General features: G+C 70.3%; 12 protein-coding genes and 1 pseudogene. 10 read left to right on the top strand and 3 right to left on the bottom strand.

Annotation, left to right across the window (positions count from 1 at the left end; all coding sequences use genetic code 11):
* Positions 1 to 42 precede the first annotated feature (42 nt).
* From ACZ6SQ_RS12140 to ACZ6SQ_RS12125, 4 genes are all read left to right on the top strand, one after another.
* Positions 43 to 882: a 3-hydroxybutyryl-CoA dehydrogenase gene (locus ACZ6SQ_RS12140; RefSeq protein WP_469559858.1), complete on the top strand. Its 840-nt coding sequence runs from the start codon at positions 43 to 45 to the stop codon at positions 880 to 882.
* A 56-nt stretch (positions 883 to 938) separates the two neighbouring features.
* Complete coding sequence (locus ACZ6SQ_RS12135; protein ID WP_469559855.1) at positions 939 to 1,550, top strand: TetR/AcrR family transcriptional regulator; 612 nt, start codon at positions 939 to 941, stop codon at positions 1,548 to 1,550.
* A gap of 1,125 nt (positions 1,551 to 2,675) precedes the next feature.
* Entirely contained in the window at positions 2,676 to 3,230 is a 555-nt protein-coding gene (locus ACZ6SQ_RS12130; protein WP_469559852.1) for a tellurite resistance TerB family protein, read from the top strand.
* Between the two features lie 290 nt (positions 3,231 to 3,520).
* Positions 3,521 to 4,459: an ABC transporter permease gene (locus ACZ6SQ_RS12125; protein WP_469559849.1), complete on the top strand. Its 939-nt coding sequence runs from the start codon at positions 3,521 to 3,523 to the stop codon at positions 4,457 to 4,459.
* A 137-nt stretch (positions 4,460 to 4,596) separates the two neighbouring features.
* On the opposite strand, the gene ACZ6SQ_RS12120 is transcribed toward ACZ6SQ_RS12125, so the two are convergent.
* Positions 4,597 to 5,139, bottom strand: coding sequence for a GNAT family N-acetyltransferase (locus tag ACZ6SQ_RS12120; protein WP_469559845.1), 543 nt, complete (start codon positions 5,137 to 5,139; stop codon positions 4,597 to 4,599).
* Between the two features lie 824 nt (positions 5,140 to 5,963).
* Positions 5,964 to 7,838 (bottom strand): AMP-dependent synthetase/ligase, encoded by a 1,875-nt coding sequence (locus ACZ6SQ_RS12115; protein ID WP_469559842.1) that lies wholly within the window; start codon positions 7,836 to 7,838, stop codon positions 5,964 to 5,966.
* A 493-nt stretch (positions 7,839 to 8,331) separates the two neighbouring features.
* Between ACZ6SQ_RS12115 and ACZ6SQ_RS12110 the strand changes: the two are divergent.
* Positions 8,332 to 8,526, top strand: a pseudogene (locus tag ACZ6SQ_RS12110) (IS481-like element ISMva2 family transposase); the annotation flags it as partial.
* A gap of 329 nt (positions 8,527 to 8,855) precedes the next feature.
* On the opposite strand, the gene ACZ6SQ_RS12105 reads toward ACZ6SQ_RS12110, so the two are convergent.
* The gene (locus ACZ6SQ_RS12105) at positions 8,856 to 9,236 is read right to left on the bottom strand and encodes a hypothetical protein (RefSeq protein ID WP_469559839.1); all 381 of its coding nucleotides are present in this window, start codon (positions 9,234 to 9,236) and stop codon (positions 8,856 to 8,858) included.
* A gap of 550 nt (positions 9,237 to 9,786) precedes the next feature.
* Between ACZ6SQ_RS12105 and ACZ6SQ_RS12100 the strand changes: the two genes are divergently transcribed.
* The 5 genes from ACZ6SQ_RS12100 to ACZ6SQ_RS12080 all read left to right on the top strand — a co-directional run bounded on the left by ACZ6SQ_RS12100 (position 9,787) and on the right by ACZ6SQ_RS12080 (position 13,778).
* Entirely contained in the window at positions 9,787 to 10,773 is a 987-nt protein-coding gene (locus ACZ6SQ_RS12100) for an ATP-dependent DNA ligase (RefSeq protein WP_469559836.1), read from the top strand.
* 220 nt (positions 10,774 to 10,993) lie between these two features.
* The gene (locus ACZ6SQ_RS12095) at positions 10,994 to 11,188 is read left to right on the top strand and encodes an FAD-dependent oxidoreductase (protein ID WP_469559833.1); all 195 of its coding nucleotides are present in this window, start codon (positions 10,994 to 10,996) and stop codon (positions 11,186 to 11,188) included.
* Between the two features lie 185 nt (positions 11,189 to 11,373).
* Complete coding sequence (locus ACZ6SQ_RS12090; RefSeq protein ID WP_469559830.1) at positions 11,374 to 11,706, top strand: hypothetical protein; 333 nt, start codon at positions 11,374 to 11,376, stop codon at positions 11,704 to 11,706.
* A 111-nt stretch (positions 11,707 to 11,817) separates the two neighbouring features.
* Positions 11,818 to 12,702 (top strand): helix-turn-helix domain-containing protein, encoded by an 885-nt coding sequence (locus tag ACZ6SQ_RS12085; RefSeq protein ID WP_469559827.1) that lies wholly within the window; start codon positions 11,818 to 11,820, stop codon positions 12,700 to 12,702.
* Between the two features lie 113 nt (positions 12,703 to 12,815).
* The gene (locus ACZ6SQ_RS12080) at positions 12,816 to 13,778 is read left to right on the top strand and encodes an SMP-30/gluconolactonase/LRE family protein (protein ID WP_469559824.1); all 963 of its coding nucleotides are present in this window, start codon (positions 12,816 to 12,818) and stop codon (positions 13,776 to 13,778) included.
* Positions 13,779 to 13,795: the final 17 nt, after the last annotated feature.

The following is a 13,795-nucleotide window of genomic DNA, read 5'->3' as shown; positions in this document are numbered from 1 at the left end:
GGGGGGGGGGGGTTGGGTGGGGGTGGGTGGGGGGCCGGAGGAATGGGGGGGTTTGGCACGTGGGGGGATGTATCGGGCGCGGTGGGGGGGGGGGGGGGGGGGGGGCCCCCCCCCTCCCCCCCCCCCCTCGCCCGCTCACTCGACCGGGCCGCCGCACACGGCAGGCTCAGTGAGTCACGACGGGAGGCCGCCGCGGCCCGGATCACCGTCGTCGACGAACTGGCGGCCCTGCACGACCACGACCTGGTGATCGAGGCGGTGGCCGAGGACGAGAACCTCAAGGTCGACGTCTTCACCCGCCTCGACACGGTGGTCACCGGTGACCACACCATCCTCGCCACCAACACCTCGTCGATCCCGGTGATCCGGCTGGCCGCCACGACGAGCCGCCCCGACCGCGTGGTCGGCGTGCACTTCTTCAACCCCGTGCCGGTCCTGCGGCTCGTCGAGCTCGTCCCGTCGCTGCTCACCTCACCCGACACCGCCGCACGGGCCGAGCAGTTCGTGACCGGCACCCTCGGCAAGGAGGTCGTCCGGACCCGGGACAGGGCCGGCTTCGTCGTCAACGCGCTGCTCGTGCCCTACCTCCTGGCCGCGATCCGCATGGTGGAGTCGGGCAGCGCGACCGTCGAGGACGTCGACCGCGGCATGGTCCTCGGCTGCGCGCACCCGCTCGGCCCGCTCGCCCTGACCGACCTGATCGGCCTGGACACCACACGGGCCATCGCCGAGTCGCTGTACGCCGAGTTCCGCGAACCGCAGTACTCACCACCGCCGCTGCTGTCGCGCATGGTGGAGGCCGGACTCCTCGGCCGCAAGTCGGGCCGCGGCTTCCACGCCTACGACGACGAGGCTTCACGACAGGCACCGGCACCGGCGTGACCTCCGTGAGGGAAGATGGTCACGACGGACGAGCATCGGACGAGGGGAGCCGCGACATGCCGACCAAGGTGGGCACGGCAGGCACACGCGAGCGCATCCTCACCGCGGCGTGCGAGGTCATCGCCGACATCGGGTTCGAGAAGATCCGGATGCGGATGGTCGCGGAACGGGCCGGGGTCTCGACGGCGCTGCTGCACTACCACTTCGACACGCGCGAGAAGCTGTTCACCGAGGCGATGACCCACTCCTTCGCCAATACAGCCGTCGACGTCGAGCGTGACGCGGAGACGGCCCCGGCGGCGGTCGTCCTGGCCCGCATCGTGCGCAGCCTGCTGCCGACCGACGCCCAGCTCCACCAGGACTGGCGGCTGTGGCAGGAGCTCTGGGTGCGGGCACTGCGCGACGAGGCCACCCGGGTCTACGCCGTGGACCTGTACGCCCAGCTGCACGGCTGGGTGTCCGACGCGATACGGCGGGGCATCGCCTCCGGCGAGTTCACACCGACCGACGTGGACGACCTCAGCACGCTGGTGCTGTCGCTGAGCGACGGTTACGGCATCCGCCTCATGCTGCGCGATCCGACGGTCACCCCGGACTCCGCGGTCGGCGTCATCTGGCGCCATGTGTCCGCCGCGCTCGGAGCGCCGGCCGAACCGCCCACCTCGTGAGCCCGGCGCGCGCAGGTTTTCGGGGCCGGTCGGTGGCGGTCAGTCCTCGCCCCTGACCGCGTTCCAGTCGGCCCCCTGCCGTAATTGTCCGCTGTCGCCGTCGAGGGTCGCGAGCAGGCGGCGTGCCCTCGACCGGGGTGCCCCCGAAGCAGTCGCCGACTACCTGCTTGCCCTGGAGGCCCGCCCGGATCCGGCGTACGGGCACACGGGCCTGTACGCCGTCTTCGAGGCGCTGGCGGCTCAGGGCTGGGGCCGTGACACAGACAATCCGGGCGTCGTCTCTGATCCTCTGCTCACCGCGAGTATGGCCCTGGCCCCGCTGCCCGAGCTCCTTCAGGGCGGGGACGCTCGCGCTCGCTCCTGCAGCGGAGCCGACCGGCTGGCTCGCCTGGTGCGAACCCCTCATTGCGCGTGGCTTCCTGTGGGCTGTGGTTCTCCGCGAGCGCCCCTCACGACTTCGTCGCCGCCTTCGCCAGCTCCCTTGCGTCCCCCGATCCCGTACTGAGGCACACCATGCCCGGCGCAAGTGAGGGGCAGCTCTCCCTTCGCCCCACTGTCTCACATCCAGCGGGCGGCCTCTGCAGGGTCACCCGCGTCTTCATGCCGCGCACGCTCTGCGGGGCGCTGGACAGGTACGGCTCCTTCGTCCTCGTCGTGCGGTCCCGGCTGATCATCGTCTGCGGCGCGGTCACCTTCGCCGTCACCGATCCAGCCCAAGTCATGTGCGGCGGCGCAGACTTCGCCGCTGGAACCTCTCCCGCAGCCCTGTCGCGACGGACGACTTCCCCGAGGCGTTGTCGCCGCGGACCACGATCAGGCGCGTGTCCTCAGTCCATCGACGCTCCGCTCGCCGACGCAGACTGGCAAGTGGTGAAAGGAGGCAGCGGCCAACCCCTCCCTGCCGTCTTCCGTGACATCGGATCTCATGTCACGGAAGTGAGAGTCCTGCGCCCGCCAACACGACTACTCATCCGCCAAGCGAAAGACTCAGGCACAACGCCGCCCGGGCTGCACCGCATCATGCACGATCTGACGGCAGCCCGGTCGCCTGTGTGGTGGAACGTTTCCGGCAGGCTGGGCGTTCACAGAGAGAGATCAGACAGCTCGAGCACCGAGGTGACATCGATGGCACTGTTCGACCGGCTCAAGGACCAGGCCAAGAGCTTGCAGCAGCAAGTACAGGGCCGGCAGGGCGCTGCCCCGCACGGCACTGCCCCGCACGGCGGCTCGCGCGGCGGCTCCCGCGCGCCGCTCGTGGGTCTGCTCAAGACCCAGCTCGGATCGATCAAGACCGAACTGAAGAGCGGCGCCTACCGGGACGCGAGCATGGCAATGTGCGCGCTGGTCGCGGCGGCCGACGGCCAGGTCGACGCGAACGAGATCCAGCAGATGGAATCGCTGATCCTCGGCAACGAGGTGCTCCAGAACTTCCCGCCGGAGCAGCTGCGCCAGCGCTTCCACAAGCATGTCGACCAGCTCACGCGGAACTTCGCCCAGGGCAAGGCCGAAGCTCTGCAGGACGTCGCCAAGGCCGCCAAGAAGCCGACCGAGGCCCGGGCGGTCGTCCAGACCGGCATCGTCATCGCCGGTGCCGACGGGCACTTCTCGCAGGCCGAGCAGATGATCCTCCGGGAGGCATGCGCAACCCTGGGACTGTCCCCTGCGGAGTTCCAGCTCTGACCTCCGCGGGCTGCGCGAATGCCGACTGGCATGCGCTGGTGCGCACGTTGGCGAGAAAGCCAGGGTTCTCGCCCCGAGGGCCTGTCGGTCGGCCTGACCTGGGATCAATTCAGCAGGTCGTAGACGTCCACGAACTCCTTCAACATCAACTCCCCGTCGAACACGAGGTATCCACCTCCTGACCCACCTTCATCTGCCGTACCCTGACGCCGTGGTGCTTGTAGTCGTCGGGAAGTTCACCGACCATCGACCTCGACGCCCTTGCGCGTGGCGGCTCCGTCCTCCCGCCCGTGACGACCAGAGGGCCGGGTAACGAGCGGACCCCGCCCCGGCTCGGTGACCCGCAGATCGAGAAACGGCTGCGGTCCCTGCCGGGCGCGGCGGGGGTACGGGCCCGCGCGCTGTCGCAGGTGAACATGACCGGGCAGACCCAGCCTGTCTTCGCCGACTTCTACCGCGGCGACGATTCGTTGTACGAGCACACCATCGTCAAGGGCCGGGCGCCGGCCGCGGCGGGCGAGATCGTGGCTGGGCCGGCGTTCCTGACCCAGCGCGGGCTGAAGCTGGGTGACCGGGTCACGCTGGAGCTGAACGGCAGGAAGATCACTGCGACCGTCGTCGGTCAGCTCCTGGAGGGCGACGCCCGGGCCCTGGAGGCCGCTTGGGACAGTTTCGCCCAGCTCGCACCGGACGCCCACGCCACCGAATACACGGTGCGGCTCGCCCTTGGCGCCGACGCGCGCGCCTACGCCGAGGCGGTCGCGGCGCTCGACCCGGGCCTGCGCGCCTCGGTTGTGGACTCCGGCAACGCCGGCACCGCCACCGTCATCACCTTCTCGACGGTGTTCACGGTTCTGCTGACGCTCGTCGCGTCGCTCGGTGTCTTCAACACCGTTCTCCTGAACACCCGTGAGCGGCGCCGGGACCTGGGCATGCTCAAGTCGATCGGGATGACCCCCCGGCAGGTGGTGGTGATGACGGTGACCTCGGCCGCCGGGCTGGGCGCGTTCGGCGGGCTGCTGGGCATCCCGCTCGGGATCGTGGCGCACCGCCTCGTCGTGGACAACGTCGCGGTGGTCGACTTCCCCGCCCACATGAAGGACGTGTGGCACGCGCCGGAGCTGGCCGCGATGCTCCTGGCGGGTGTGGCGATCGCAGTCCTCGGCGCCCTGGTCCCGGCCCGGTCAGCGGCCCGGATGACCATCGCCTCGGCGCTGCACACCGAGTAGATCACCAGTCAGCGCCGGCCTCTGGAACCGGCCCGAGCCGGCCGACGGCGCAAGCCGTCGGCCGGCAGGCTGCGTCGAGCGAGAAGAGGCCCCGGGAAGCGTCGCTCGGGGCCTTGGAGCGTGTCCGACGAACGCCATCAACGAGTGGTGGTGACGTACTGGTCCGATGACAACTCGAACACCCGGACTCGCCGACCGCCGGTGGCGTTGACGGTCTCACGGACCGGATGCATTCCCAGTTTGGTCATGATCCGTTCGGAGGCGTCGTTGCCCACTTGAGTGATGCTGACGACCCGCTCCAACCCCCGCTCCTCGAACCCGAACCGTACAGCGGCTGCAGCGGCCTCAGTGGCAAGACCCTGCCCCCAGTGGGAACGTCCCAGCCGCCAGCCGACCTCGACCGCCGGGAGCACCTCCGGCAAGAAGTGGGGCACCGAAAGGCCGGTGAACCCAGCCAGCTCGCCAGTGGACCGGATTTCCACGGCGAACAGGCCGAAGCCCTGCGACTCCCACTCGCTCTCCCATGCCTGGATCCCGCCGCGGGTGTGCGCTTCGTCACGGACGCTGCCGTCACGGATCCACCGCATGACCTGGGGGTCGGCATTGATGGCAGCCATGGGCGCGACGTCTTCCTCGCGCCAGCGGCGCAGGATCAAACGGGAAGTCTCAAGCGTGATCATCCGATCATTCTGGATCACCGGATGGGCCCTCCACTGTCCACACCAGGCACTTTCGACACAGGCCCTGGCAGGCCACTCAGCTTCTGGAACAGGCGCTGCGCGACATCGCCCGCGCTCAGGGCAGCCCCCGACGGCCTCACATGACCCGCCAGCGGCCCACAGGCCCCACGCCCGAAAGGGCTAGCCGGCCGGGATCCGACAGGCGGTCGCCCCGCAGGCCCTGCTCGGCGAGCTGAGGACCCCGGCCCGCAGGCACACCAACTCCTGCGCGGACCGCCGCCGCTCATCTGGTGCGCCGACGCAGACTGACCCCGGCGTCCAGAGGAGATGACCTCGCCCCGACGCCGGGCGAGCATAGATGCGCCATCACCTGGGTGCGAGCGACCTTGCTCACGGCCCTCGACGACACGAACAGACGCCTGGGTGCGCCCAGTAGGGAGGACGCAGCCCAGCCCAGCCCAGGAAATGGGCACACCCCGGCCAGAGGCCTCGGTCACATCATCATGGTCGTCCACCAGTATGAGGTTCAGGCCGGCGAACCACTCTCCGACCCTGCCCATGCACTGCTTGACCAGCCGGTCGGCAGCGATGGACTCCGGAAAGCCTTCGCTGAGGACCTCCTCGAGATGCGCACATCCCAAGTGCACGCGTCAGTCCATACGATCCTCGAAGCCGTTGCCTGTTCACAGCCCACCGCCGGTCGACAGCCGCCCTCCCCACCAAGCCCGGCCACAGTGCCAGTTGGTGAAAGCGGACGAAGCCAAGCAGGCAGCACACAGTGCCCCGTCCGGTACGGAATGCGCCGTACCGGACCGGGGTGGAGGTCAGGCTTCGCGAGAGCCCTCGTACATGGCCGCGACGAGGTCGGCGTACTCGCGCTCGACGAAGGGGCGTTTGACCTTGAGGCTGGGCGTGAGTTCTCCGTGCTCCACGTCGAGGTCCCGGGGCAGAACGGCGAACTTCTTGAGGGTCTGCCAGCGCTGAAGGCCTTCGTTGACCCGCTGGACGAAGCCCTCGATCAGGGCGTGCACCTCCGAGGAGGCGACGACCTCGGCGTAAGTGCGGCCGGCGAGGCCGTTCGAGGCCGCCCAGGGCATGATCACGCTCTCGTCCAGGGCGATCAGGGCGGTGCAGTAGTTCCGGTCGTTGCCGATGACCAGGATGTTGCTGGCGAACGGGCAGACGGCCTTGAAGCGGCCTTCGATCTCGGTGGGGGCCACGTACTTGCCGCCGGAGGTCTTGAACAGGTCCTTCTTGCGGTCGGTGATCCGGACGTAGCCGTCCTTGTCGACCTCGCCGATGTCCCCGGTGCGGAACCAGCCGTCGCTGTCCAGGACCTCGGCGGTCTTGTCCGGGAGGTTGTGGTAGCCGCGCATGACGCCAGGACCGCGCAGGAGGATCTCGCCGTCCTCGGCGATGCGGACCTCGGTGCCGGGCAGCGGCTTGCCGACCGTGCCCACGCGGCAGTCGTCGGCCGGATTGACGGTGCAGCCCGCGCTGGTCTCCGTGAGGCCGTAGCCCTCCAGGACGTTTACGCCGGCGCCGGCGAAGAAGTAGCCGATGTCCGGGGCGAGCGCTGCGCTGCCCGAGGCACTGCCGCGCAGCGAGCCTCCGAAGGCCGCACGGATCTTGCCGTAGACCAGCTTGTCGGCGACGGCGTGCTGGACGGTGAGGGACAGCGGTACCGTACGCCGGCCTGTGGCGACCAACTGCTCCTGGCCGGTCCGGGCGTAGTCGCGGGCGACCTTCGCCGCCCACAGAAATATCTTGTACTTGGCTCCGCCCTCGGCGCGCGCCCGGGAGGCGATGCCGTTGTAGACCTTCTCGAAGATCCGTGGCGCGGACGCCATGATGGTCGGCCGGACGACGGGCAGGTTGGTGATGATGCGATCGATCCGGCCGTCCACGGCCATGACATGGCCCGACTGCACCTGGCCGGAGATCAGCGCCTTGCCGAAGACGTGGGACAGCGGCAGCCACAGAAACTGCACGTCGTCGGCAACGACGAGACCCGTGGCCTCCTGGGCGACTGCCTGGTACGACCAGCAGTCGTGCACCAGGCGCACGCCCTTCGGGCGGCCCGTCGTGCCGGAGGTGTAGATCAGCGTGGCGAGCTGCTCGGGGGCTATGCCCTGGACCGTCGTCTCGACGGCGTCCGGGTGCTTCACCAGGTGCTCGATGCCGCGACTCTCCAGGTCGGCGAGAGTGAGCACGTCCAGTCCCTCGATCTCGGCCGCATCGGGTGCGGGGTCGAAGAGGATCGCGTGTCTGAGGCCGGGCAGCTCACCCTTGTGCGCTGCGACCTTGGCCAACTGCTCGGCGTTCTCGACGAAGACCGCGCGGCTGTCGGAGTCGGCGAGGATGTACGCCGTCTCGTCGCCGTTGGTGCTCGGGTAGACGGCAGTCGCCGCCGCGCCCGCGCACATCACGCCCATGTCGGCGAGGATCCACTCCAGCCGCGTAGAGGACGAGATGGCCACCCGCTCCTCGCCCCGCACACCCAGGGCGAGCAGTCCGGCGGCGATCGCCTTCACCCGCTCGGCCGTCTGCGCCCACGTCAGCGAACGCCACTCCTCGCCGCCGTCGACCGCCACGGGATACCTATAGGCCTCCCGCTCGGGAGTGGCCTCAGCTCGTGACAGGAACAGGTGCGCCACGGAGTTCGGGCGGCTTTCGAGAGGGTGCTGCAGGGAACTCATATCGTCCTCCGGCCCCGAAGGTGCCCATCACCGATGGGTTAACTGGCAAGTAACATGCGGGAGTGCTGAGGCTAAGGCCTAAACCTCATCCTGTGTAGTGGACTTGGGCCACGAGTTTGCCTACCGAACGTTCAGCCTGGAACCGCACCAGGGTCAGCAGACCTGGCGCAAAAGCATCGCCCGGGTCTGCTGCCGTCCCTTCTGATTGGGTGTCGAGGTTCGTGAGCCCTTGGCAGACAGGAACACCAACGGATTCGGCAGATCCCGCACCGCCGGACACAACCGAGGCGGCAGACGTGCCGCCGACACCGAGAGGCGGGTCGCCGCGCAGTGCGTCGATCTGCTGCCCCGCGGAAGGCACCCAGCAGACCGGGCCGGCCACGGCGGGTGCGGAGTGCGGCTGGAGCCCACGCGGAGAGGGTGACACGAATCGCGCGGCAGGGCTTGAACCCGGACCCGACACCAGGTTCCAGCCTCTGCCCACGCCCACTTCGACGACCACTCTCGGTTTCATCGTGATCGCCAGCCTGGTTGCCGAGCCGTCCGGCGGACGGTGCGCACCGCCTTCGCCGAGGCCATGACCGCCTACGGAGTGCCGTCGGAGGTGCTGACCGTCAACGGCAAGCAGCTCACCGGCCGCTTCACCAAGCCGGTACCGGCCGAGGTCCTCTTCGAACGGATCCACCGGCCAGGCAGCCACCTCGGATCCGGGCCCGGAGACGGAGCGTGCCCTCGCGGCTCGGACGCGCCGAAACGGCGAGGAGCCCCGCGCAAGCAGCCTCCTGCACCGGCCTGGCGCCCGGATCCCAGGTGGCGGCAGCTCCCGCTGTCCGCCCAGGTCCCCCGCGACTACAGCCGACTCGCCCTGGCCGACGCCGAGCCGACCAGCCCACACCCCGGCCTGGGCGAAGTACCTCGCCCGCCAGCTCGCCGAGACCCGCGGCTGGGGACGCAACATCCGCTTCGCCGTCAACCGCGGCCTCGCTCACGTCCTCACGGGCCCCGTCGCGGGTGACGTCATCCGGCACACGGCGAACAGCCGTCGGCGGGTTTCTGATCCTGACCTCCGAGTAGCGGGCGACGGCGGTGGATCTCGGCGATGAGACGGGGGATGTCCTGGCGGGCGCCGGCGATGAAGCGGGCGTTCTCATCCCGTCGTTCGTCGGCCACGTCCACGTAGCGCGGCTGTTGGACGAGCGTGGCAGCCACGATCGTGCGGTGGTCAAAGCCTGGCCAGCGTTCCCCGAGTCCGGTGTCGGGGGCCGTGCTGACGGCGACGAGGCTCATGCCGTAGTCGTCGTCGAGCTGCCGAACATGCCACGGGCCAGGAGTCACGGCCTCGGCGCGCTCCTCGATCTCCGACAGTTCTTCGTCGGTCAGCGGATTCGGGGTCTTCATCAGGCCGCCAGTCTCCCGCACTCGGCAAGATGGCCGCGTTCGAAGCCGGCTCCGGAACGGACGAGCGCGACGAGACAGGGGCTCGCTCATCTGCCCGAACCGACCCCAACATCGGACAGCGCCGGGACCCGCTCTCGCCACAGCCCGACCAAGGCCTTGTCCCAGTCGGCCGACCAGCCGCGCACAACCAGCCCGACTCGTCCAGCGCGTGGTCGAGCGGCTCCTGCTGCGCCTTGGCCTACCCCTCCGGTTCGTCCATCGTATGGTGCTGCTGGAGGTCGGCGTAGTCACCGTCCACCCCGGCCACGTGTGGACGTCCAGCCCCGGATTCAGCCACTCCTCACGCCAGCCCTGCAGCAATCCCGCCACGCATATCACGGCCCGCCACCCCTGCACGGGTAGTCGGCCACGGCGGAAGGCTGAAGGGCGGTGCCGACACCGCTGCCCGTCGCCGACGAGGGCCGCATCCGCGCAGGCAGAACGGGGACACCGGCTGCGGCGCTCGTGTCGCGCGCAGCAGCCGGGCCGTGCTCGGCGTAGACATGAGAGCGTGAACCTCACCCCGCCCATCGAGCCGATGCTCGCCGAGACCCGACACCAGCTACCGCCGGACGGGGCCCTGCCCGGCAGCCTGCAGTTCGAGCAGAAAGCCGACGGGTTCCGGGCGATCGTCTTCGCGCGCAGCGACATCGTGCTGGTGCAGTCCCGCAACGGCGCCGACCTGGCCCCGGCCTTCCCCGAAATCGCCCGCGCCGCGGCAGGCGTCGGCGAGGACCTGGTCCTGGACGGCGAACTCGTCGTCCCCCTTGAAGGCTGCCTCGACTTCGCCGCCCTGCAAGTGCGTGCGCGGCGCCGCGGCCACACCGCCGTGCAGGCCGCCGCCGAACACCCCGCCTACCTGATCGTGTTCGACGTCCTGGAACTGGGGGGCAGCGGGCTGCTGGAGCTCCCGTACCAAGAGCGCCGCGCGATCCTCGAGGACCTCTTCGCGCGCGGCGTGCTCGGCGCGCCGTTCACGCTGTGCCCCGCCACCCGCGACCGGGCAACCGCGCAGGAATGGCTGGACCCGGCCTGGGGCAGCGTCGGCGTCGAAGGCGTCGTGGTGAAGGGTCTCGGCCAGACCTACCAGCCCCGCCACCGCGCCTGGATCAAGGTCCGCTCCCGGATCACCGCCGAAGCCGTCATCGGCGCCGTCACCGGGTCCTGCGCCGCACCCGCCACCCTGCTGCTCGGCCGCTACAGCACGGCCGGCACCCTGAAACTCGTCGCCCGGACCACCCCGCTCGCCCCCACCGACAGCCGTGACCTCGCCCGCCGCCTCACCCCGGCCGGCCCCCAACACCCCTGGGACGATGTGCGGTTCACCGCCTCATGGGGCACCCGCAGCACGCTCGACCATCACCCCGTCCAGCCGGACCAGGTCGCCGAATACATCGCCGACACCGCCGTCGCCTCCGGGATCCACCGCCACCCCGTACGCCTGCTCCGCCTTCGCGACGACCTCACCCCCGACCAGCTCCCCCGGCTCGACCTCTGACGACCCGACTGAGCGCCGGCTCATCACCGGCCTGCCGGGCGCCAAAGCACGCCCGTTTCCACCTGCCCGACCACGCAGCGGATGCCGTCGCTGTCCTCCGAAGCTCTGCCTTCGCCGTCGGCCAAGGGCTTTTCAGACCTGAAGGAGATCCACGACTTCGAAGCTCTCACCCCCGCCGGCCGGCACGACAAATCGTGGCACCTCGACGAACACGTCGGCGGTGGTTACGCGGCACTCGCGGGCTCCAGGGACCACCGACGGATACCTCCTCGTGCCGTCCCAGCCGGTCGGTGCCTTCCACTGGGCGGGGAGTGAGACCGCGAGCGAGCATGCCCGATACATCGAAGGCGCCGTCGAATCCGGCGAGTGCACGACTCGCGAAGTGATCGAGAGCCTGTCGCGCACCGCGCAGTGACGGCCGGGAGTCGATCCGGCCCAACGGAGGGAAGCCGCACCTGCTCCGCGGAGCTGTAGCAGACCTCGCCGCGTCTGCTCGCGGTGAGTTCCGGGCCCACGTGTACTGGACGAGGCCCAGGGTGTTGCCGCAAGCCCGCAGGGGCAGCAGGAGGGCCGAAGGGTACTCCGCAGGCGGGTGCCGAGATGCTGTTCCTGCGCCGCGGCACCACAGCCGGCTTCGACGAGCCTCGGCGCCGGAGCGGCACCGCGAACGCCCGCAGGGATGGCTCGGGTTCGCGAATCCCGACGGCGGTCCCGGCAGGTTTTCGCGTGCGCCTTGGCCCTCACCACGGACAACGGGTACGGGATGGTGTCCCTGGCGTTCTGGTCGGTGATGATCATCTGACGGTCACCTACGCGCTGTCGGCGGTACGCGCCGACAACGACGGCAAGTGCTGCATCATGGCGCTGATTCCACTGCTGCGGCGATGGAGTTCACAGCAGGGGCGCCGGGCCGCACCGTACTGGCCGCGCTGAGGGCCACCGTCTGCTCAGCTCATCGCCGCTGGGGCCGGGGAGCCACTCCCGGCGGTGCCTATCCCCGGCAGGGAGAGGCTCTGCGTCGCGGGTCGGCACATACTCGGTGCCATGAACGGGACATCAGAGCTCGGGGACTTCCTGCGGACGCGGCGCTCCCGGCTGCAACCCGAAGAGGCCGGCGTGCCCACCTACGGGGGGCGCCGACGCGTGCCGGGGCTTCGCCGGGAGGAGCTGGCGCTGCTGGCAGGGGTGAGTGCCTCCTACTACGCCCGCCTGGAGCAGGGGCACTCGCCGGGCGCCTCGCCCGAGGTGCTGGACGCGATCGCCCGGGCCCTGCGCCTGGACGAGTCCGAGCACCGTCACCTGCACGACCTGGCCCGGCCGCCCAGGCCGCACAGCCGGCGGCGCCCCGCACCCGAGCGCGTGACGGAGGCGACCGCCCAACTGCTCGACGCGCTCGGGGACGTTCCCGCGATCGTGATCGGACGGCGCAGTGACGTCCTGGCGTGGAACCGGCTGGGCCACGCACTGTTCGCCGGGCACCTCGACCCCGGTGCCCCCGACATACCGGCGCAGCGTCCCAACATGGCCAGGCTGGTGTTCCTCGACACCCATACCCAAGACCTTTACGCGGACTGGCCGGGCAAGGCCAGGGCGGTGGTGGGGAACCTGCGACTGGTGGCGGGCCGGCACCCGCAGGACGCCGCACTCCACATGCTGCTGGGTGAACTGAGCGCAAAGAGCGAGGACTTCGCCTCCATGTGGGCCGACCACCGGGTCAAGGCCAGCGCGGTCGCCGAGTACGAGATGCGGCACCCGCTGGTCGGCTCACTGACCGTGACGCAGCAGACCCTTGACCAGGGAGCGGGCCCCAGCGTCGTCGTCGCCACCACCGCTGCGGGCTCGCCCTCGCGAGCCGCCCTGGGGCTCCTCGCCCAAGCCACCATCCGGGCCGTACCCGAACGTTCGGACAGTCGGCTCAGCAGCGGCTGACCCCGTACCCCTCCCTCCGGTCGGCACCCGCTCGCGCTGGGGCCGGCCGGCATCCCTCCCTCTCATGCGTCGGCGTGGCGCTGCCGCATGCCCGAAAGCAGCGAAGGAATCGCGTGTTCACCAAGCTCTCCAAGTCCGCCCTGTCGGCCGCCGTCCTGGCCGCCGCGATCGCAATGGCCACTCCGGCACCGTCGTCGGCCGCCTCCGACCCGCTCAGGTGCGTGCGTACCACCGTGCACTTCGATCTGGCCAAGGGCCAGACGCCGGAGAACATCGTCCTGGGCCCGGACGGCACGGCGTACGTCACCCTCGCCAAGGCCCGCCAGGTCGCCGCGGTCTCCCGGCACGATGGCGTACGGATCCTGGCCACCCTGCCCGAACCCGCCGACGGCGGCATCCACACTCCGGCGCTGGGCTTCCCGCTGACGACCGGCATCGTCCGGGCCCAGGACGACACCTTGTACTTCCTGTACGCCACCGGCACCGCGGACCTGACCGGCGTATGGCGTCTGCGCCCGGGCGGCCGCCCGCAGCGCATCGCCGCACTGCCCGCCACCGGCCTGCCCAACGGCCTGGCCATGGACCCCCGTACCCGCACCCTGTACGTCACCGACTCCACCCTGGGCACCGTCTGGCGTGTACCCGCCTCCGGCGGCACCGCCACCGCTTGGTCCACCGACCCGGCGCTGGCCCCCGCCGGGTTCCTCGGCGCCAACGGCCTGAAGATCCACAACGGGGCGCTGTGGGCCACCAACCTCGACAAGGGCACCGTCGTCCGCATCCCGATCCTCGCCGACGGGCGCGCAGGCACTGCCCGGGTCACCGCCACCGACTTGACCGGGATCGACGACTTCGCCTTCACCGGCCACGGCGACCAGATGATCGCCGCCCTCAACACCGTCAACCAGGTCGCTCTGATCCGGCCCGACGGCACCCGGACCACCGTCCTGACCGCCGCCGACGGCCTCCAGGGCCCGACCTCCATCGCGCTGCGCGGCAACACCGTCCACATCCCAAGCGCCGCCTACCTCACCGCGAAGGACCCCAACCTCATCCTCGCCCACCTGCACGGCTGAGCCCCGCTCGGCAGCAC

The organism is Streptomyces sp. NPDC048600 (assembly GCF_055587025.1).
The sequence above is the reverse complement of the archived record's forward strand: the minus strand, read 5'-3'. Positions and strand labels throughout refer to the sequence as shown.